Origin of the sequence: Haloarcula marina, assembly GCF_024218775.1 — an archaeon.
Classification (GTDB): Archaea; Halobacteriota; Halobacteria; order Halobacteriales; family Haloarculaceae; genus Haloarcula; species Haloarcula marina.
In genome coordinates, this window is record NZ_CP100404.1 from 486,026 (window position 1) to 504,498 (window position 18,473).

Here is an 18,473-nt window from a genome sequence, read left to right on the forward strand (position 1 = left end):
GATGACCGGGACCGACCAAGCGGCGTTCCGTCGCGCCGTCGCCGACGTGCCGGGATTCGTCTACCACAACGGCCTCCGTCTGGCCCTGTTGAGCCTGCTGTGGACCCTCGCGTCTCTCCCGCTGGTGACCATCGGCCCGGCCACGCTGGCGGTGTACGTCGCCATCCGTGACCTTCGGAGCGACCGGAACCGCATCGACCGTGGCCACATCTGGTCGGTCTTGCGGCAGAACGGCGCGGCGAGCGCGCTGTTCAGCGGCGTCCCCGTCGCCTTCGGTGCCGTCGCCGTCACGTACGGCGTGACCGCGCTCCGGACGGGGTCGCTGGCTGGCGAAGTCGTCGCGCTCGTCGCGGCCTACGTCGCGCTGTACGTCGCCCTCGCGCTGGTTCCCACGTACGTCGAGTTGGCGCGCGGTTCCGACCCGGTGGCGGCGTTCCGCTACGGCGTCGGCTGGCTCGCGCGCCACCCGACGCCCGCGCTGGCGACGGGCCTGCTGTCGCTCGTCGTCCTCGCCGTGACCGCCGTCCTCACCGTCGCGTTCGTCCTCCTGTTCGCGGGCGTCGCGTTCTCCCTCCAGGTGGCCGTCGTCGAGACTGTCGACGACCGGCCGCCCGAATCCGCGACGACGGCCGACGCCGCGGCCTGCTGACCGCCGCGCGACTCCTTCTCTCGCCGCTGAAGCCTGTCTCGCACTCACCGTCGGCGAAGGCTCCGGATTTATGCCGCGACTCCCCGTTGGTCGGCTATCGCGCCCGTCCCCGACGGTATCGGAGCGGGCAACGCACCATGCCCGAGGACACTCCCACACCCATCGACGACGACTCCGTGTACCGTGAACTGGGCGTCCCGCCCGTCGTCAACGCGGCCGGGACGAAGACCCGAATCGGCGGCAGTCGCATCCGCCCCGAAGCGCTCGCTGACATGCGCCGGGCCGCCGACGAGTTCGTGGAACTCGGAGACCTGCAGGCGCGGGCCGCCGACCTCGTCGCCGACGTGACCGGCGCGGAGGCCGGGTACGTCACCAGCGGGGCCGCCGCCGGTCTGACGCTGTCTGCGGCGGCGGCAATCGCCGGACGAGACGTGTCGGTGATGGACCGCCTGCCCGACACGAGTGGCGTCGCCGACGAAATCGTGATGCCACGGACCCATCGGACGGGGTACGACCACGCGCTCCGTGCGGCGGGCGCGACTATCGTCGACGTGGGGACCAACGACCCCCATCTCGGAACCGGCGCGACCAGCGTCGAACCGTGGGAACTCGACCGGGCGATAACCGACGAGACGGCCGCCGTCGGCTACGTCCAGAAGGACTACACTCGGCCGCCGCTCGCCGTGGTCGCGGACATCGCCCACGACAACGGCGTCCCGGTCATCGTCGACGCCGCCGCCGAAGTGCCGCCCGTCGAGAACCTCTCGGCGTTCGTCGACGACGGCGCCGACATGGTCGTCTTCAGCGGCGGGAAGGGCATCCGCGGTCCGCAGACGACGGGCATCGTCGCCGGGAAACGCCGCTACGTCGAGTCGATAGCCGTCCAACACCTCGATATGCACGTCGCCGCGGACGTGTGGACTCCGCCCGAGGGACTCGTCGACCGCGCCAACTTCGACGGCGTCCCGCGACAGGGTATCGGCCGCTCGATGAAGGTCGGCAAGGAGGAACTCGTCGGCCTCGTCAGCGCGCTCGAGGCGTTTCTCGACGAGGACCGAGACGCCGTCCGGCGGTCGTGGGTCGACCGGACCGAGCGCATCGCGGCGCGACTCCGCGAGGCGGGGCTGGCCGTGACGACGACGGAACCCGGCGGTTCGAGCGTCGCCCCCGAGGCCGTCGTCTCGTTGGCGGCCGTCGACACCGCCGCCCGCGAACTCGTCGCCACACTCCGCGCGGAAGACCCCCGGGTCTACGTCGGCGCGGACGGCCTCCACGAGGACGAAATCGTTCTCAACCCGATGTGTCTGACCGACGCGGAGGCCGACTACGCCGTCGACCGGGTTCTCGCGGCGCTCGACGGCTGAGGACGACGGCGGTTCACAGAGTCAGAAACGCGATTGTCAGGAGGACGGCGTTGTAGCTCCCGTGGACGACGATGGGGACCAGCAGGTTCCGGGTCCACTCGTACAGCGTCCCGAAGACGAGGCCGCCGACGGTGACGACGGCGACTCCCGCGAACGCGCCGACGAGCGACCCCGTGAAGTTCAGCAGGTGAATCGACCCGAAGACGAGGCTCGACAGCGCCACCGACGCGACGGGGCCGAACGACCGCCGAAGCCGACCCTGAATCGCGCCGCGAAACAGCAACTCCTCGGCCGGTGCGACGAGAACGAGAGAGAGCGCCGCCAATCCCAGCGCGACCCGCGGGTCTTGCGTGATGGGGTCCTCGAAGACGCTCCCCTCCGGCGCGACGCCCAGCGCGGCGAACAGCGCGCTGAGGCCGACGGCGGCCGCGAGCGTCACGACCAGTCCGACGCCCATGTACCGGACCTCCCCCCGCGTCGGCCACCGTATCGGCACGCCGCCGTGTCGCCGGAGGTACGCGTAGCCGACGACGAGGAAGGCGAGTTGACCGACGGCCGCGAAGGCGAGGAACGTCAGCGGACTGTCGAGGGTCGCGCCGGACAGCACCAGCGGCACGGTGAACACCGCACCGAAGCCGATGCTGACTGCCAGTCCGGCGACCAGTAATCCGAGCACCGTGCCGAGCGCACGAACCGCGTCTGCGGGAGGGCCGCCCGTCGATGGCGCCGTCATACCTCTCGTTCGACTGTCGGCGAGAAAAGTGTTAGCGGCGAGGGTTTTGAACCGGAGCCAGACGTGCTCGCTTCGCTGCGCGCGACTGCCTGGGTTCAAATCCCTCTTCGGTTCGCTATTTGCTCGTCACGCCCGCTCCTCGCAGAATAGCGGGCGGCGAGGGATTTGAACCCCCGACCATCTGGTCCGGAACCAGGCGTTCTGTCCGCTGAACTAGCCGCCCACAGAGAATCGTTCTCGGGAAACGCGCTTAACAGTTGTGAACCGGCGAATCAGGGGGACTCGCTGGTCTCGATAGTGAAGTCGTCGACGGGGTAGGCGACGCAGGTGAGACAGTAGCCGTCGTCCATGTCGTCCTCGAACAGCGACTCGTTCTGACTGTGGCGGATGTAGTCCTCGGCCGGGCCGTCCTGAATGTGGCCCGCACAGGAGATACACTGGCCCTGTCGGCAGGCGTAGGGCAGGTCCCAGCCCTCGTCTTCGCCAGCGTCGAGGATGGTTTCGTTGTTGGCGACTTCGATGGTTGCGCCCTCCTTCGCGAACTCGATGTCGTAGTACTCGACTTCGTCGTCGGCGATGGAGTCCGGGTCGAAGCCTTCGTCGGCCGCTTCTTCTTCGCCCTCGGCGAGTTCGCCCTCGGCCTCGCCAGCGGGGATGGCGGCCGCGCCGCCACCGCCGATAGAGCGGTTGTACGGTTCGGGGAACTCCGTCTCCGAAACCGACGCGGCGCGCTGTTCGAGGACCTCTTGGGAGATGTCCTCGGGTGCCTCCCAGCCGGTCCCCTTCGCGTAGTGGAACGCCACTACGACGAGGGTAAGCGTGACCCCACCGGCGATGCCTGCGAGTTCTACCATGTGCGCGGCTATGGAGTACTGGTTTAACTAAGCTTTGGATTCGCCCGTTTCGACGCGCGCTCGCGGGATTCGAGTCGCCGCGGTCGACGGGGTGGCGGTCGCCGTCGGCGACTCACTCCCCGCGGCGGGGGACCTCGTGGCGGCCGAAGCCGTAGCGGAGGCGATTCGCCAGTCGGCGGGCGAAGCGGCCGTCGTCGGCGCGCGACCCGAACCGCTCGGCCAGCGACTGGTAGATGAGCGGCACGGGAACCTCCTGTTCGAGCGCCTCTTGAACGGTCCACGTGCCCGTCGAGCCGCCTTCGACCCGGTCGGCCACGTCGCCGAGGTCGTTGCCCTCCTCGTGGAACGCCTCCTCGCAGAGTTCGAGCAGCCACGAGCGGATGACCGCGCCGTTGTTCCACGTTCGGGCGACGGCTTCGAGGTCGAGGTCGTAGCGGCCGTTCGCCAGCAGTTCGAAGCCCTCGCCATAGGCCTGCATCAGCGCGTACTCGACGCCGTTGTGGACCATCTTCACGTAGTGGCCCGACCCGGCCGGACCCATGCGGTCGTGGCCCGCGGGGCCAGTGGCGACGGCGTCGAAGACAGGTGCGAGTTCGTCGTAGGCCCACTGCGGGCCGCCGACCATCAGCGAGAAGCCGTTCTCGGCGCTGGCGGGGCCGCCGGAGGTCCCGCAGTCCAGATACGCGGCGTCCGTCGCCTTCGCGCGGCGGACCGAGTCCTCGAAGTAGGAGTTGCCGCCGTCGACCACCACGTCGTCGCCGTCGACTAGCCCTTCCAATTCGTCCAGCGCGGCGTCGACGGGGTCGCCCGCGGGGACCATCAGCCAGATGCGCTTGTCCTCGCCCAGCGAGTCGGCGAGGTCCGCGATGGAGTCGGCGGGCCGCGCGCCGGCGTCGGCGGCGTCCGCGACCGCGTCCGCGTCGATATCGAAGACGACCACGTCGTGGTCCGCGTCCAGCGCGCGGTCGACGACGATTCGTCCCATGCGTCCGAGTCCGATGACTCCCAGTTCCATACGCACAGGCTCTCCGACCGGACGTGTAGGGGTTGCGATTCGCGCGGCGAAGTACTTAGTGAGTATTCACTCAGTTTTATACTGGCCGAGCACGTAGCCACTCGCATGCACACGCACAGGAACGCGACGGAGGCGACACACGCGGCGCTCGCCGGTGGTATCTCGATGGCCGTCCTCGTCGTCGGCCTCGGCGGCCTCGCCCTCGGTATCCCGTGGGCGTGGGTCGCCTTCCCCGTGGGGTACGGCGGCGTCCTTCCGCTGGCGCTCGGACTGGCGAAACGGCGGGAGACGGAACGGGAGGCGGCGGCAGAACGGCGAACGGAACGAACGGACGACGGCCCGCTGGCGACGCTGCGCGACCGGTACGCCCGCGGCGAGATAGACGAGCGGGAGTTCGAGACCCGGGTCGAAGGACTGTTGGAGACAGAGGGCTGAACGGAGTCGGACCGCACGACAGCGGTACGCTTTCCCGCTCGCCCGTCGTGGACGGGATATGGACGAACGCGTACGCGACCACGCACGGACGCTGGTGGACTGGAGCGCCCGCATCGAGGCGGGCGACGACGTGGTCCTCAGCGTCGACGAGGGGGCACACGAACTCGGCGTCGCCGTCGCCGAGCGACTCGGCGACTGCGGCGCGAACCTGCTCGCGACGTACAGTTCCGACGAACTCACGCGAGCGTACCTCCGCGCGCACGACGGCGCGTTCGAGAGTGACCCCGACTACGAACTCGCGCTGTACGACCGGGCCGACAGCGTCCTGATTCTGAAGGGGACGCGAAATACCGCCGGGAGCGCCGACGTTCCCGGCGAGCGCCGTCAGGCCTACTCGAAGGCCCGCCGCGGGATTCGGGAGGCCCGCCTCGACACCGACTGGGTGTCGACCCAGCACCCGACGCGGGCGATGGCCCAGCAGGCCGGGATGGCCTACGAGGCCTACCGTGATTTCGTCTACGACGCGACGCTCCGGGACTGGGAGGCGCTGGCCGAGGAACAGGCCCGGTTGAAGGACATCCTCGACGCGGGCGAGGAGGTCCGACTCGTCGCCGACGGGACGGACCTCACGATGCGCATCGACGGCCGCACCGCGGTCAACTCCGCCGCGAGCGTCGCCTACGACTCGCACAACCTCCCGTCGGGCGAGGTGTTCACCGCACCGTACGACACCGCGGGCGTGGTCACGTTCGACGTACCGATGACGATTCAGGGCCGACGGGTTCGGGACGTTGAACTCACGTTCAAAGACGGCGTCGTCGTCGACTTCGCGGCCGAACAGGGCGAAGCGGTCGTCGAGGAAGTACTGGAGACCGACGCCGGGGCGCGAAAACTCGGCGAACTCGGCATCGGGATGAACCGCGGCGTCGACCGCATCACCGACAACATCCTCTTCGACGAGAAGATGGGCGGCACCGTCCACTTGGCGCTCGGCCGGGCCTACGACGCCTGTCTTCCCGAAGGTGAATCGGGGAACGACAGCGCGGTCCACGAGGACCTCATCACGACGATGGGGGAGGGGTCGCGGCTGGAGGTCGACGGCGAACTCGTGCAGGAAGATGGGCAGTTTCGGTGGGAGTAGCGAGGCACGCGAACGGAGTGAGCGGGCCTCGACATGACCGAACGGTGAGCGAGGCGAACCGTGAGTAGCGAGGCGCGTGACAGATACCAGCCGACGGCAGTCGCTCGCGAATGTCGAAGTACGAAAGAGGGGTGGGGGGTGGGGGGTGGTGGCACCCAAAGTGGGTGCACCCGTAGCTTCGGCATTCGGAGGTAAGAACCTTCCGGCCGAGGCGATGCTGTGCGGCGGTGCGACACACGATTCACAACTTCGAGGGGTGGGCCACGCGGCCGCGGGGACGGCGACAACACCTATGTGTCGCTACCGCATACCTTGGACCGTGACCACCGTCGCACCGAACGGACCAGACGGGGCCGACGGGCTGCCGATTCGGCAGGCCGAGCGGGCCGACCTGCTGGAGATTCACCGCATCGAGCAGGCGTCGTTCCCACAGCCGTGGCCGTTCTCGGCGCTGGAGAGCTACCTCGGTGAACCCGGTTTTCTGGTGGCGGAGACGGACCACGAGGACGGCGTGCCGACGGTCGCGGGCTACGTCGTCGCCGACGCCATCCCGAACCACGGGACGCCGCTTGGCCACGTCAAGGACCTCGCCGTCCGGGAGGAGTACCGGCGGACGGGCGTCGCGACGGCGCTGTTAGAGCGGGCGCTGGGCGTCCTCGCGGCGACGGGGGCGGGGTCGGTCAAACTGGAGGTGCGAGCGGATAACCACGGCGCGCGACGGCTCTACCGCCAGTTCGGTTTCGAGCACCGCAAGACGATTCCGAACTACTACAGCAACGGCGCGGACGCCCTCGTGATGGTTCGGTTGTTCTGAAACCCGACGGAATATACGGCTGGGTCGCCTCCGTCGAACTATGGGATACACTTGTCCGGTCTGTGGGGACCCGCAGTCCGACGCGGGCCACCTCGCGAACCACCTCGCGTTCACGGCGATGACCGGCGGGGACGACCACGCGGCGTGGCTGGACGACCACGTCGACGACTGGGGACAGATGGGCGAGTCGGAACTCGCCGAGGTGGTCGTCGACCACGCCGAGGAGACGGAGTTCCCGCAGGTGTTCGAGGAGAGCGGATTGGACGACCACGACGAGGGACACGACCACAGCGACGGCCACAGCCACGGCCGAACGCCCGCGAGCGACCTCCCGTCGGGGGCCGACAGCCACCAGGGACAGGCCGCGATGAGCGACGAAGATCGGTCGGTGCTGGCCGAAGCGCGGGACCTCACGCGGGAGATGCTGGAAGAGAACGACGAGGAGACCGACTCGTCGGCCGAAGACGAAACCCAGTAAGCCGCCGACTCCATAGGTGTGGACATGGAGACAGAGGGGCAGTTCTCGCCGTCGACAGTCGCCGAGGCGCGCGACCGCTACGAGTCGTTCGGCCCGACCGCACAGGTCGTGGTCAAAGAGGTCGCCAAAGCGATGGGCCTCGACGCCGACGAGTATCGCGAGCGAGTCACCGGCGAGGTTGTCGAGACGGCCCGCGACGTGCTCTTCGCCGAATCGCTCGCGGTGACCGTCGGCACGCGCGAGGAGTTCGAGGCGTGGCGAGACGACGCCGACCACGAGGTCACCGTCGTCGGTTCCGACAACGTCGACAACGTCGTCTGGCACGCGCCCGACTTCAGCGACGAAGCGGTGGCGGCGACGTTCCACGAGCAGCGAGGCGCGGCCGTCAGCACCCTCCGCCGACAGGCCTTCGGCGGCATCTATCGCGAGGTCGTCTGATGCGGACGGTCACCCGCAACTTCCTGTTGGGGATGGCCGTCGTCGTGGTCCTGTTGCTGGCGCTGGGGGCGCTGCCGAGTTACCTCAAGAGCGGCGACCCGTACTACCTGACGGCGACGCCCGCCGCCGACGACGCGAACGCGACCGCAATTAACGCGAGTGCACTGTCCGAGCGGCGGTATCCCTACACCTACGGCGCGCTGGGGAACGCCTCGAACGACACCGCCGGTAGTTCCGACCCCTACTGGCGCGGCCCCATCGGGGTGAAGGGGGCGTTCACCCACTCGCCATTCGACGAACTCGACGCGCTCACGCAGGGGTATCCCGAGGCGACCGACGGCGACGCGGTACGCGTCCGGCACGACGGTACGCTTTACCGCCTCGCGGTGACACAACGACCATGAGTCGCGACCCGACCCACGAGTGGCCCGTCGTCGAGTCTGAGCGGGAGTACGAAACCGGGTGGTACACCGGCGGCTACGACCGCGTCCGGCAACCCGACGGCTCCGAGAAGGACTACTACTGGGCGGAACTGCCCGACGCCGTCGTCGTCGTCGCGCGCACGGGCGACGAACTCGTGTTCGTCGACCAGTACCGGCCGGTCATCCGCGAGCAGTGTCTGGAACTGCCCGCCGGAATCGTCGAGGACGGCGAGTCCTACACCACCGCTGGCGCGCGCGAACTCCGGGAGGAGACCGGGTTCGACCCCGCTGGCGTCTCGCTGCTAGAGGAGTTCTGGTGTTCGACCGGCGTGCTCCGCCACCGGCGCGGAATCGTCTTCGCGGAGGGGCTGGAACCGGTCGACCGGAATCTCGACGACAACGAGTTCCTCTCCGTGACGACTGTCCCAGTCGAAGACGCGCTGGCGGTCGCCCGGCGAGAACCGGCCAACGACGCCACAATCGAGGGGATTCTGCTGGCCCGAGCAGAGGGCCTGCTGTGAGTCCGGTGGACGTTTAGGCGTCGACCGCCACCGGGTGGATATGGACGGCGAAATCGAGAGCGAGGAACTCCGGTCGCTACTGGAAGCGGACGAGGCGCGCGTGGTCGACATCCGGTCGCCAGCGGCGTTCCGGCGGGGCCACATCCCCGGCAGCGAGAACGTCCCGTTCCCCTCGATAGTCGAGAACGTCGAGCGGTTCGCGGACGCCGACCGAATCGTGACGGTGTGCCCGCACGGCAAATCCAGCGTACAGGCCGCCCGTCTCATCGCTTCCTACGAGGGATTCGACGGACAGGTGGAGAGCTTCGAACCCGGCCTTTCCGGGTGGGACGGCGAGCTAGCGGACGGAGAGCCGGAGACGATGGCCGCAGACGAAGGCCCGGACGCCCCGTTCTGAGTCAGGCGAGTTCGGTTTCCAGGCAGCAGTCGTGACACTCCCGCAGGAAGCGGGTGAGCGAGACGATCTCCTCCAGGGTGTTCACGTCGGGGTAGCGCTCGACGAGGCTGGCGGACCACTCGCCGTCGCGCTTTCGCTCGGCGATGAACGCTTCGAGTCGGTTCCTGATGCGGTAATACTCTGACGCGCCGAGATTCTCGGTCAGTTCGATGCCGGTCACTTCGGCGGTGAACCGCCGATACCGACTCGGGTCGAGTCGCCACTCGCCGTCGTCCGCGGAGAGCCCCGAACACGAAGGGGCGGAGCGTGAGGTCGTCGGTCGGATACGAATCATGTGAGAATATACTACTACAGTGTACTCCGTTGCGAGTGTAAAATGCTTGCTGACATCGAGATTATATGCAGTAATACTCTCGATATGTTGAATATCTCTTCCCCGATGTCTCGATAATACCGAAAGACATTCACAAACCGTTCATTCGCTATGTCCGCCTCGTACCCGCTCGGGTCCCGATGCCTCGATAGGCTATTGGGGGTCGTTTCATCAGCCGAATCTCCGGGTTCGAACGGGCCGCTGTCGGGGGGTTCTCTAGCGGAAACGAACGGGTTCAGCGCCGCCACACCGTCGTGTGGGTCGCGGCGGTCTCACGTCTCGTCGGGGACCGCCCCTACCAAGAGCGTGTCTTCGACGAGGGCCGCCGTCCCACGTCGAAGCCGTTCTGAGAGGGCCTGATGCGTGACGCCCACCTCCTCTGCGAGTTCTTCGAGGGTGTGCCGCTGTGGGACCTCGTAGTACCCGCGTTGCGTCGCCAGCACGAGCGCCCGGTACTGCCCCTCGGTGAGGCCGAACCGACCGGCGGGTTCGCCGTCCATCTCGCGAATCGACTCCACGTCGTAGGTGAGGCCGTGTTCGTTACAGAACTCGTGCGTCGCCGAGAAGGCGTCCCGCGTCGGGAACAACACTCGAAGCCGCCAGTGGTCGTCTCGCCCGTAGGCGTCTAGAACGGTCGCCTCGGAGTTCGTGAGCATCCCCAGCAACAGTTGGATGTGATGGACCCACTCCATCCGATAGAGGTACTCGTCGCCGAAGTCCGCGAGTAGCGTGACGTTCTCGACGCTCGCATCCGCCTCGAACGCCTCGTCGAGACGCTCTTTGGGTGCGTTACGCGCCCAGAGCAACGGCATGACGGTGTCGTCGCCGCTCTCGATGATGCGCTCGCACTCGAACTCCACGTCGGGGACCGCCGCCAGCGTGTGTTCCAGCGCGAACTCCGTCGCCGGAACGGTCCCGATGACGATTGTAGACATTGTGTTGACATTTGTGGGCAGGACAATAACAACTCGTCTTCCCGCTGTCGAACCGCCCTGAACTATCCGGGCCATGCTGGTCCGGTGCGACTGACCGACGCGGCCGCCGCCGGTTCGACTGGGACTTGCATGCACAGGCGCGGCTAGGTCGCTCGCAGGCGGCCCACACCGAGGCCGCGGTTCGTCGTCGGCGTCGGCCCGGCGCTTGCAGGGACACCGCTCATCGTCGACGTGGCCGTACGTCGCTGTGCACGATGTCACAACTCGATTCGAGCCACGAGATGACGCGGAGCGAAGTCGCCGAGTACCTCCGCGAGTTCGCAGCGCAACTGGACACCGCCGAGGGCGAGGCGGCCCCGACGCCGGGGCAGCCCAACCGGCGAGACGCGCGGCCGAACGACGGCCGCGTGACGTTCATGGTCGGCAGCGACAGCACGACCATCAACCCGCCCGACCACCTGACGTTCGAGGTCGAAGTCGACTCCGACACGTCGTTCGTCGGCGGCGAGCGTCGGCAGGCCGTCGACTTCGAACTGACGTGGGACGTCGAGGAGGACGAGGACGACGGCGAGGACGAACTGGAGATACGATGACGCCCGCACCGACTGTCGCACCGCTCCAGCTATTCTCGGGCGAGTTCCTCCAGTACGCGGTCCTCTTTTTCGTGCTGGCGCTCGGAGCGGCACTCGTCGGTGCGCGCGACGTCGCCGGGATAAGCATGCAAATCGCGAAGTGGTTCATCATCCTCTTCGTCGCGCTGGCAATCGTCTCGCTCCTCCTCTGACCTCGGTCGCAGGGGACGCACCGATTCCACGCTGTGGGTGCCCCGCCGCGCAGAGCCGACGCTGGCCGTCTGTGAGTGTGGTGGCTCGGGTGAAGCTATCGTCACAAGGGGCTCAGCGGGGGTAACAGTTCGTCATCGCCACCAGCAGATGATACCCCGCCGTCGGTGAAAAACTCGTTCATCGAACGGCGGCGCACATCGAATCACCGTGTCGCACCGTGTTCCGTGCGCGGGTACGGCGAATCGGACGCTGTCGGTACGGCCCCACGGGTCGTGCTGGCCGAACCGACCGGCCTCACTCGACCAGTTCGAACGTCTCGACGGCGACGATGTCGTCGGCGGCGCGGCCGACCTGTACCTCGAACTCGCCGGGTTCGGCGGCGTACTCGTCGTCGGCCGTCCAGAACTCGAGGTCGGCCGCCGTCAGTTCGAACGAGACGGTCGCGGCCTCGCCCGCGTCGAGGTCGACGTTCTCGAACCGGACGAGTTCCCTGACCGGCCGCGCGCGACTGGCGACGAGGTCGTTGAGGTACACCTGTACGACTTCGGTTCCGGACCGTTCGCCGGTGTTCTCGACCGTCACGGTGACCGAAAGCGTGTCTGCCGAGGTGATAGTCGCCGTGTCGAGTGACACGTCGGTGTACGTGAACTCGGTGTAGGTCTCGCCGTGGCCGAAGGCGTACAGCGGTTCGTTCGGTACGTCCAGATACCGCGACATGTACTTCTCCGCGGGGTCCGCTGGCGGTTCGGTCAGGTCCACGTCGGCGTTCTCGGCGGGCCGCCCGGTTCGCAGACGGTTGTAGTAGATCGGAATCTGACCTTCGGTGACGGGGAAGCACATGGGCAGGCGGCCGGAGGGGTTGTGCTCGCCCAGAAGCACGTCGGCGATAGCGGGCCCCGCCTCGACGCCCGGGAACCACGCTTCGAGGATGGCGGGGACGTGTTCGGCGGTCCAGTCTATCGCCAGCGGTCGGCCGTTGAACAGGACGGCGGCCACGGGCGTGTCCGTCTCCACGAGTGCTTCGAGGAGTCGCCGCTGGTCGCCCGGCAGGTCGAGGTGGGCGCGACTCGCCGCCTCGCCGGTCTGGCTGTACCGCTCGCCGACGGCGACGACGGCCACGTCCGCGGCCGTGACGGCTTCGACCGCCGCCGCCAGTTGCGCGTCGTCGACGGCCCCGTCGCGAGAACACCCCTCGACGTAGGTCAGGTCGTCGAGGCGGTCCGCGAGCGTCGTGCGGAGCGTCGTCACGTCGTCGGGGTCGCCCTCGGCGCGCCACGCACCCAGCATGTCGGTCGCGCTGTCCGCGAGGCCACCGACGAGCGCCACCGACGCACCGTCGTCCACGGGCAACACGTCACCCTCGTTCTGCAGGAGGACCTGTGATTCGCGCGCAACCTCGCGGGCGGCCTCGCGGTGGTCCTCGGTGAGTATCCGCCGGGACTGGCGCTCCTCGTCGAAGTACCGGTACGGGTCCTCGAACAGGCCGAGGGCACCTTTGACCGTCAGGAGGCGTCGAACTGCCGCGTCGACGAGCGACTCGTCGACGACGCCGTCTTCGACGAGTTCGACCAGTTCCGTCGCGTAGGCACCGCTGACCATGTCGACGTCGGAACCAGCCTCGATACACGCCCGTGCCACTTCGCGCAGGTCCCCGGCGACGCCGTGTTCGACGAGTTCGCCGAACGAGTTCCAGTCCGAGACGACCACGTCTTCGAAGCCGAGTTCGCTCCGCAGCAGGTCGTTCACGAGCGTCTCGTTGCTGCTCGCCGGAATGCGTTCGTAGAGGTTGAAGGCGTTCATGACGCTGCCGACCCCCGCGTCCAGACAGGCCTCGAACGGCGGGAGGTGGACCTCTCGGAGGTTCGTCTCCGAGATGTCGACGGTGTTGTACTCCCGGCCCGCCTCGGACGCGCCGTAGCCCACGTAGTGTTTTGCGCACGCGAGAACGGTGTCATCGGCGGCGAGGTCGTCGCCCTGAAAGCCCCGGACCCGTGCGTTCGATATCTCGCTGGCGAGGTACGGGTCCTCGCCAGCGGCCTCCATGACCCGGCCCCAACGGGGGTCCCGGCCGACGTCGACCGACGGCGCGAACGTCCAGTGGACGCCGTCGGCGGCCGCTTCGGTCGCGGCGACGCGCGCCGACAGCGCCGCCATCTCCGGGTTCCACGACGCGGCCTCGCCGAGCGGAATCGGGAAAATCGTCCGGTGGCCGTGGATGACGTCGAGGGCCAACACGAGCGGCACCCCGTGGTCGGACTCCTCGACCGCCAGTTCCTGGAAGTGTCGCGCCTCCTCTACGTCCGCGAAGTTGAGCACCGACCCGATGTCCCCGTCCAGAATCCCTTGCTCGACGTCCATGTCGCCGACGGCGGTTCCCGTCGCGAAGTCGGCGTTCAACTGGTTCAGTTGTCCCACTTTCTGCTCGAGAGACAACTCGGCGAGCAGCGACTCGACGCGCTCTTCGACCTCGGCCCGCCGTTCGGGCGGGAGTTGGTCCAGCAGTGTCTGGGCCTGCGTTGCCATACACTGTGGCCTGTCCTCTGCGGATATAAACCACCACGCTCGGTGTCAAACGTGATAGTCCCGGGTTTCTGCGGTCCGCCACGGTGTGCGGCAATTTTCCGGTGCGAATGGCAAATAGGACGATATAGATGAATATTCGGTCCCAGATTTTCCAGTTTCTGAAATAGACGATTATTCAAATCCAATTAAGTGTATTACTGTGTGAATTATGGGAATAGTACCGCTAAACTGGGTCGTAATGCTGGCAAAAACGAATATAGGGCCATAAATAATGCTACTACTGTGCTATTCTGGATAGAATAGCTGAAAAAGCCGTAAAGGCGGTGTGGTCCTAACTTAGCGTATGGATGCGTGGTGAAGCGGAGATACCGGTCGTTCTCACCTTCGAATCACGGCGACTGGGTGTCTCTCGCCGGTGCGGTCGATGCCAGTCATCGGTGCCGGGGCAGACGCCGCTCTGCCGCTGTCGGAACTAACGAAAGTACATGTGTTATCCATGGTATGGCTGGCGTGGGCGGTTCCGAACGAGGCCTTCGCGGGCGCGTTCGACCTGGAAACCGCCAATTGCGGGGAAACTGCTGGATTCGAGAGAGGGCGGTAGAAGTTACTGAGTTATTTTACTTCGACGACTACATGACATAATAACAACTATAATGCAGCGGTTGTGTCTTGTGATTGCATGTGTTCTATGGTGAAACGAAATAGTACCAGATTACAAATAAACAACTATGGTAATGTGCCCCGACGCCGGTATCGCGTTCCCGGTGAGGGTCAGCGTCGAGGTCGCTCGTCGCAGTGGGTGAGCATCGTTGCCCTCGTGGCACCCTCGTCACTCTGACCCGCCCGCCGGAATCGGAAGAGCGACAACTTTTTGTAGGAGTGTTCGAATTGACTGAACGGAGTCAGGTTACTCCAAGTGCTACACTCGCCGCCGCGCGAGGGTAGTGTCAGTCAGTTGGGCCGTCTGCCAGCGGTCCGTTGCACCACCATGCCACCGTTCAGGGGTCGGCCGTGTTCCATTTCCCACGGTCGCCCCTTCTCTGCTACTTCCGTCACCGAGCGTCGGCGATAGTCGACCGCCGTCAGCGCAGGCTCCGAGGGCGTCTACGCGGGGACCACTGACGGGACGCCGATGCGACTGACGACGCCCGTCGCCGGTGACGGCACGGTCTGCGTCGTCGCCGGTGACGGACACGGCGACCCGTCGCACTGCTCGCCGTCGGTGACCGCGCTCCTCGTCTCCGGTTCTGCTTTTCGTTTCTCTCTGTCCGTCCCTCCGCGTTCCTTCGCTCCGCTCTCGGCGCAGTAGCGCGCTTCGTCGCGGTGTCAGTACCGCCGACGAGTCCCGATTCCGCGCGTCGACTGGGGCCGGAATCGACATGCGCTATCAATGATGAAGGTTGTCACCACCGGCGTGGTAACAGTGGATATGCCCCCCGTTCCCTACTGGACTGATGTTACCGTGCCGCGGAGTGCACGAGTGGCGAATCTACCATGCAACCGAACACACTGGACGACGAGAGTCGACGCGAATCGACTGCGGACCGGACAGACGAGTCAGACGACGACGGCGGCCTGCCACTGACACGACGTGGCGTGCTCAAGGCGGCGGCCGCGGCCGGTGTGCTCCCCGGACTCTCCGGGCTTGCCAGCGCGCAGGAAGTCGGTGTCGGCAACGGAAGCTACGTCACCACCGCCCCCAGCGGCGAGGGAACACCGCAGGGCACACAGTACACCACGTCGAACGTCGAGGCCCCCATCCCGACGAACGACTGGTGGAGCACGCTGCTGTGGTTCCAGTACTCCAACCCGATGTTCGCACATCCCGTCGCCGCGGACGCGTCCGGGGCGGGGCTGGACGTGAGCAACCCGACGGAGTGGAACATCTCCTCGTCGGGCGTCACGGACGCTATCGCGATGATGGACGACACGACGGACCTCACCATCGGCCACTCGGCCACCTCGTCGTTCTCGGACACGCGGTGTGACGGCTACGGCGACTGGCACACCGTCGCGAAGTGGGGCGACGGCACGTCGACGACGCTCACCACGACTATCGCGCAGGGTTCGCCGTACGTCTTCGCCGAGTACGAGGGCGGCGACGCCGTCGTCTCGTTCCCGTCCGCGCCGACGGTGTTCGCGGACGACGGCAACGTCCTCGGTATCGAAATCAACGGCCACGCCTACGGCCTGTACGCGCCGTCGGGCGCGACGTGGTCCGGGCAGGGGACGACCGAACTCACGTCCGCGCTGAACGGCGCGGGCTACCTCACCGTCGCGGCCCTGCCCGAGGCGACCAGCGCCGCCCTCACCGAACTGGAGACGTACGCCTACAACTTCATCCGCGACACGACGGTGTCGTGGAACTACGACCAGGCGGCGGGCGAGGTCACCACCACGTTCGACCTGACGACCGAGAACAAAGCCGAGAGCGGGGCAAGCGGGTCGTTCCACGCCCTGTTCCCCCACCAGCACAAGTACTCCTCCGAGTCGTTCACGTCGTACACGTACACCAGTGCGCGCGGGACGATGAAGACCGTCAGCGGCGGCTCGTCGATCCAGACCACCTACACCTTCCCGGGCGTCTTGCCGTTCATGCCCGACGAGGGGAGCTACGACAAATCGGAACTCGCGAGCTACGTCGACGAGGAGGAGTCCAACAAGACGCTCATCGAGACGGGGCCGGACAGCCCCGGCGACGGCACCTATTGGACGGGGAAGAACTACGGCCGACTGGCCGAACTCATCCCCATCGCCGAACAGGTCGGCGACACCGCCGCGGCCGACTACTTCCTGAACGGCGACAACAACACGCTGGGGCTGCGCGACGACCTCGAAGTCTGGCTCGACGCCAGTCAGGAAGGTCCCACCCGTTCGGAGGACGTGTTCTACTACGACCAGAACTGGGGCACCCTCATCGGCTACAACGACTCGTTCGGGTCGGGTGCGAACATCAACGACCACCACTTCCACTACGGCTACTACATCCGCGGGGCTGCGGAAATCGCCCGCAACGACCGGACGTGGGCGCAGGACTCGAACTGGGGCGGGATGGTCAACCTCCTCATCCGGGACTTCGCTAACTGGGAGCGTCCGAACCGCGCCAACGCCCAGTCCCCGGCGAGTAACCCGAAGGACTCGTTCCCGTTCCTGCGTAACTTCAGCCCCTACGAGGGCCACTCGTGGGCCGACGGCGGCGGCGCCGACTTCGCCGACGGGAACAATCAGGAGTCCTCCTCGGAGGCGCTCAACGCCTACGCCTCGATGATTCTGTGGGGCGAGTACACCGGCGACACGCAACTCCGCGACGCTGGCGTGTTCCTCTACACCACGGAAGTCCACGCGGTGCAGGAGTACTGGTTCGACGTGGACGACACCAACCAGCCGTCGAACTGGCCGTACGACACCGCTGCGATGGTGTGGGGTGACGGCTACAAGTACGACACCTTCTTCACGACCGACGTGGAGGCCATCCACGGCATCAACTATCTGCCCGTCGTCGCCTCGTCGTCGTATCTCGGGTGGGACACCGACGCCGCGGCCGCCAACTACAACGAGTTGGTGAGCAACGACCCCGACGGCGACAGCTTCCAGTACTGGCCCGACATCCTGTGGATGTACCGCGCGCTCTCGGACGTGACCGACGCGAAGAACCTCTGGACGGCCCGGAAAGACAGCTATCCGGTGGAGTTCGGCGAGAGCCGCGCCCACACCTACCACTGGATATACAACACCGACGCGATGGGGACGGCCGTCAAGTCCATCACGGCCGACCATCCGCTCACGACCGTCTACGACGACGGCGCTTCGAAGACGTACGTCGCGTACAACCCGTCGAGCAGTTCGACGACGGTCACGTTCTCCGACGGCACGAGTCTCTCCGTCCCGGCCAATTCCATCGCCACGTCCGGCGACGGGAGCAGCGGTGGTTCCGGCTCCGCCTCGACCGTCGACAGCCTCTCCGTCAGCGAAGTCGAGACGAGCACGGTCGACGCGGCCTTCGACGTGTCGTGGAGCGTCTCGGACGGCGACGGCGACCTCTCGTCGGTCGACCTGACCCTGACCGACGACACCGCCGGAGCGACGGACGACACCGCCACGGTGAGCGTGAGCGGGTCCAGCGCCAGCGGCACGACGCGGCTCATCGCGCCCGGCGACGACGGCACGGGCAACGCCTACACCGTCGACCTGACTGTGACGGACGCGGCCAGCAACACCACGTCGTCCTCGACGAGCATCACCGAGAGCGAACCGACCAACGACACGGGCGGCCCCTCGGTCGACAGCCTCTCGATGAGCGAGAACGGCGGCAACGACCCGCACGCGGACTTCACCGTGGACTGGACCGTCTCCGACAGCGACACCGACCTCGACACGGTCGACCTGACGCTGACCGACACCACGGACGGGGCCGTCGAGGACACCGTCTCCATCGGCGTCAGCGGCGGGTCCGCCGCCGACCAGCAGAACATGCGCGCGAACAAAGCGGACAACGACGGCCACACCTACGAAGTCGAGTTGGTCGTCACCGACGCCGCGGGGAACACGGCGACGGCGACGGTGACGGAAGTCGAAGACGGCGCCTGAGCGTCGGGC

Annotated in this window: 19 protein-coding genes and 1 tRNA gene; 13 read left to right on the forward strand and 7 right to left on the reverse strand. The window is 66.8% G+C overall.

Annotation, left to right across the window (positions count from 1 at the left end):
• Position 1 precedes the first annotated feature (1 nt).
• Both NJQ44_RS02550 and NJQ44_RS02555 read left to right on the forward strand, forming a co-directional pair.
• Positions 2–649 (forward strand): DUF624 domain-containing protein, encoded by a 648-nt coding sequence (locus tag NJQ44_RS02550; RefSeq protein WP_254273118.1) that lies wholly within the window; start codon positions 2–4, stop codon positions 647–649.
• A 137-nt stretch (positions 650–786) separates the two neighbouring features.
• The gene (locus tag NJQ44_RS02555; RefSeq protein WP_254273119.1) at positions 787–2,013 is read left to right on the forward strand and encodes an aminotransferase class V-fold PLP-dependent enzyme; all 1,227 of its coding nucleotides are present in this window, start codon (positions 787–789) and stop codon (positions 2,011–2,013) included.
• Positions 2,014–2,026: 13 nt separating this feature from the next.
• Here NJQ44_RS02555 and NJQ44_RS02560 read toward each other — a convergent pair whose 3' ends face one another.
• The 4 genes from NJQ44_RS02560 to gnd all read right to left on the reverse strand — a co-directional run bounded on the left by NJQ44_RS02560 (position 2,027) and on the right by gnd (position 4,615).
• Positions 2,027–2,746, reverse strand: a complete 720-nt coding sequence (locus tag NJQ44_RS02560; protein WP_254273120.1) for a CPBP family intramembrane glutamic endopeptidase — start codon at positions 2,744–2,746, stop codon at positions 2,027–2,029.
• Positions 2,747–2,896: 150 nt separating this feature from the next.
• Positions 2,897–2,969, reverse strand: a tRNA-Arg gene (locus NJQ44_RS02565).
• Between the two features lie 49 nt (positions 2,970–3,018).
• A complete protein-coding gene (locus tag NJQ44_RS02570) occupies positions 3,019–3,600 on the reverse strand; it encodes a 2Fe-2S iron-sulfur cluster-binding protein (protein ID WP_254273121.1) in 582 nt (193 codons plus the stop codon).
• 112 nt (positions 3,601–3,712) lie between these two features.
• Positions 3,713–4,615: a phosphogluconate dehydrogenase (NAD(+)-dependent, decarboxylating) gene (gene gnd, locus NJQ44_RS02575; RefSeq protein ID WP_254273122.1), complete on the reverse strand. Its 903-nt coding sequence runs from the start codon at positions 4,613–4,615 to the stop codon at positions 3,713–3,715.
• A gap of 105 nt (positions 4,616–4,720) precedes the next feature.
• On the opposite strand from gnd, the gene NJQ44_RS02580 reads away from it, so the two are divergent.
• The 8 genes from NJQ44_RS02580 to NJQ44_RS02615 all read left to right on the forward strand — a co-directional run bounded on the left by NJQ44_RS02580 (position 4,721) and on the right by NJQ44_RS02615 (position 9,261).
• Entirely contained in the window at positions 4,721–5,050 is a 330-nt protein-coding gene (locus tag NJQ44_RS02580) for an SHOCT domain-containing protein (RefSeq protein WP_254273123.1), read from the forward strand.
• 58 nt (positions 5,051–5,108) lie between these two features.
• Positions 5,109–6,191 carry an aminopeptidase gene (locus NJQ44_RS02585; protein WP_254273124.1) on the forward strand — a complete coding sequence of 361 codons (1,083 nt, stop codon included), beginning with the start codon at positions 5,109–5,111 and terminating at the stop codon, positions 6,189–6,191.
• A 319-nt stretch (positions 6,192–6,510) separates the two neighbouring features.
• The gene (locus NJQ44_RS02590; RefSeq protein WP_254273125.1) at positions 6,511–7,005 is read left to right on the forward strand and encodes a GNAT family N-acetyltransferase; all 495 of its coding nucleotides are present in this window, start codon (positions 6,511–6,513) and stop codon (positions 7,003–7,005) included.
• A 40-nt stretch (positions 7,006–7,045) separates the two neighbouring features.
• Entirely contained in the window at positions 7,046–7,483 is a 438-nt protein-coding gene (locus tag NJQ44_RS02595; RefSeq protein ID WP_254273126.1) for a DUF5810 domain-containing protein, read from the forward strand.
• A 24-nt stretch (positions 7,484–7,507) separates the two neighbouring features.
• Positions 7,508–7,921: a DUF5809 family protein gene (locus NJQ44_RS02600; protein WP_254273127.1), complete on the forward strand. Its 414-nt coding sequence runs from the start codon at positions 7,508–7,510 to the stop codon at positions 7,919–7,921.
• Positions 7,921–8,325, forward strand: a complete 405-nt coding sequence (locus tag NJQ44_RS02605; protein ID WP_254273128.1) for a hypothetical protein — start codon at positions 7,921–7,923, stop codon at positions 8,323–8,325. The genes NJQ44_RS02600 and NJQ44_RS02605 overlap by 1 nt, the downstream gene beginning before the upstream one ends.
• Positions 8,322–8,864, forward strand: coding sequence for an NUDIX hydrolase (locus tag NJQ44_RS02610; RefSeq protein WP_254273129.1), 543 nt, complete (start codon positions 8,322–8,324; stop codon positions 8,862–8,864). Before NJQ44_RS02605 ends, NJQ44_RS02610 begins: the two co-directional genes overlap by 4 nt.
• Before the next feature lie 40 nt (positions 8,865–8,904).
• A complete protein-coding gene (locus NJQ44_RS02615) occupies positions 8,905–9,261 on the forward strand; it encodes a rhodanese-like domain-containing protein (protein ID WP_254273130.1) in 357 nt (118 codons plus the stop codon).
• Position 9,262: 1 nt separating this feature from the next.
• Here NJQ44_RS02615 and NJQ44_RS02620 read toward each other — a convergent pair whose 3' ends face one another.
• On the reverse strand, positions 9,263–9,595 hold the full coding sequence (locus NJQ44_RS02620; RefSeq protein WP_254273131.1) for a hypothetical protein: 333 nt from the start codon (positions 9,593–9,595) through the stop codon (positions 9,263–9,265).
• A gap of 311 nt (positions 9,596–9,906) precedes the next feature.
• A complete protein-coding gene (locus NJQ44_RS02625; RefSeq protein WP_254273132.1) occupies positions 9,907–10,569 on the reverse strand; it encodes a helix-turn-helix domain-containing protein in 663 nt (220 codons plus the stop codon).
• Between the two features lie 254 nt (positions 10,570–10,823).
• Between NJQ44_RS02625 and NJQ44_RS02630 the strand changes: the two genes are divergently transcribed.
• Entirely contained in the window at positions 10,824–11,162 is a 339-nt protein-coding gene (locus NJQ44_RS02630) for an amphi-Trp domain-containing protein (protein ID WP_254273133.1), read from the forward strand.
• The gene (locus NJQ44_RS02635) at positions 11,159–11,353 is read left to right on the forward strand and encodes a DUF1328 domain-containing protein (protein WP_254273134.1); all 195 of its coding nucleotides are present in this window, start codon (positions 11,159–11,161) and stop codon (positions 11,351–11,353) included. Before NJQ44_RS02630 ends, NJQ44_RS02635 begins: the two co-directional genes overlap by 4 nt.
• A gap of 295 nt (positions 11,354–11,648) precedes the next feature.
• On the opposite strand, the gene NJQ44_RS02640 is transcribed toward NJQ44_RS02635, so the two are convergent.
• Positions 11,649–13,877, reverse strand: coding sequence for a glycoside hydrolase family 3 N-terminal domain-containing protein (locus tag NJQ44_RS02640; protein WP_254273135.1), 2,229 nt, complete (start codon positions 13,875–13,877; stop codon positions 11,649–11,651).
• Between the two features lie 1,494 nt (positions 13,878–15,371).
• Between NJQ44_RS02640 and NJQ44_RS02645 the strand changes: the two genes are divergently transcribed.
• The gene (locus tag NJQ44_RS02645; protein WP_254273136.1) at positions 15,372–18,464 is read left to right on the forward strand and encodes a glycosyl hydrolase; all 3,093 of its coding nucleotides are present in this window, start codon (positions 15,372–15,374) and stop codon (positions 18,462–18,464) included.
• Positions 18,465–18,473: the final 9 nt, after the last annotated feature.

What these genes read in the sequence shown, in the direction of transcription:
- NJQ44_RS02550 (WP_254273118.1), top strand. Translation starts at nt 2, where the DNA reads ATGACCGGGACCGACCAAGCGGCGTTCCGTCGCGCCGTCGCCGACGTG.
- NJQ44_RS02555 (WP_254273119.1), top strand. Translation starts at nt 787, where the DNA reads ATGCCCGAGGACACTCCCACACCCATCGACGACGACTCCGTGTACCGT.
- NJQ44_RS02560 (WP_254273120.1), bottom strand. Translation starts at nt 2,746, where the DNA reads ATGACGGCGCCATCGACGGGCGGCCCTCCCGCAGACGCGGTTCGTGCG.
- NJQ44_RS02570 (WP_254273121.1), bottom strand. Translation starts at nt 3,600, where the DNA reads ATGGTAGAACTCGCAGGCATCGCCGGTGGGGTCACGCTTACCCTCGTC.
- gnd (WP_254273122.1), bottom strand. Translation starts at nt 4,615, where the DNA reads ATGGAACTGGGAGTCATCGGACTCGGACGCATGGGACGAATCGTCGTC.
- NJQ44_RS02580 (WP_254273123.1), top strand. Translation starts at nt 4,721, where the DNA reads ATGCACACGCACAGGAACGCGACGGAGGCGACACACGCGGCGCTCGCC.
- NJQ44_RS02585 (WP_254273124.1), top strand. Translation starts at nt 5,109, where the DNA reads ATGGACGAACGCGTACGCGACCACGCACGGACGCTGGTGGACTGGAGC.
- NJQ44_RS02595 (WP_254273126.1), top strand. Translation starts at nt 7,046, where the DNA reads ATGGGATACACTTGTCCGGTCTGTGGGGACCCGCAGTCCGACGCGGGC.
- NJQ44_RS02600 (WP_254273127.1), top strand. Translation starts at nt 7,508, where the DNA reads ATGGAGACAGAGGGGCAGTTCTCGCCGTCGACAGTCGCCGAGGCGCGC.
- NJQ44_RS02605 (WP_254273128.1), top strand. Translation starts at nt 7,921, where the DNA reads ATGCGGACGGTCACCCGCAACTTCCTGTTGGGGATGGCCGTCGTCGTG.
- NJQ44_RS02610 (WP_254273129.1), top strand. Translation starts at nt 8,322, where the DNA reads ATGAGTCGCGACCCGACCCACGAGTGGCCCGTCGTCGAGTCTGAGCGG.
- NJQ44_RS02615 (WP_254273130.1), top strand. Translation starts at nt 8,905, where the DNA reads ATGGACGGCGAAATCGAGAGCGAGGAACTCCGGTCGCTACTGGAAGCG.
- NJQ44_RS02620 (WP_254273131.1), bottom strand. Translation starts at nt 9,595, where the DNA reads ATGATTCGTATCCGACCGACGACCTCACGCTCCGCCCCTTCGTGTTCG.
- NJQ44_RS02625 (WP_254273132.1), bottom strand. Translation starts at nt 10,569, where the DNA reads ATGTCTACAATCGTCATCGGGACCGTTCCGGCGACGGAGTTCGCGCTG.
- NJQ44_RS02630 (WP_254273133.1), top strand. Translation starts at nt 10,824, where the DNA reads ATGTCACAACTCGATTCGAGCCACGAGATGACGCGGAGCGAAGTCGCC.
- NJQ44_RS02635 (WP_254273134.1), top strand. Translation starts at nt 11,159, where the DNA reads ATGACGCCCGCACCGACTGTCGCACCGCTCCAGCTATTCTCGGGCGAG.
- NJQ44_RS02640 (WP_254273135.1), bottom strand. Translation starts at nt 13,877, where the DNA reads ATGGCAACGCAGGCCCAGACACTGCTGGACCAACTCCCGCCCGAACGG.
- NJQ44_RS02645 (WP_254273136.1), top strand. Translation starts at nt 15,372, where the DNA reads ATGCAACCGAACACACTGGACGACGAGAGTCGACGCGAATCGACTGCG.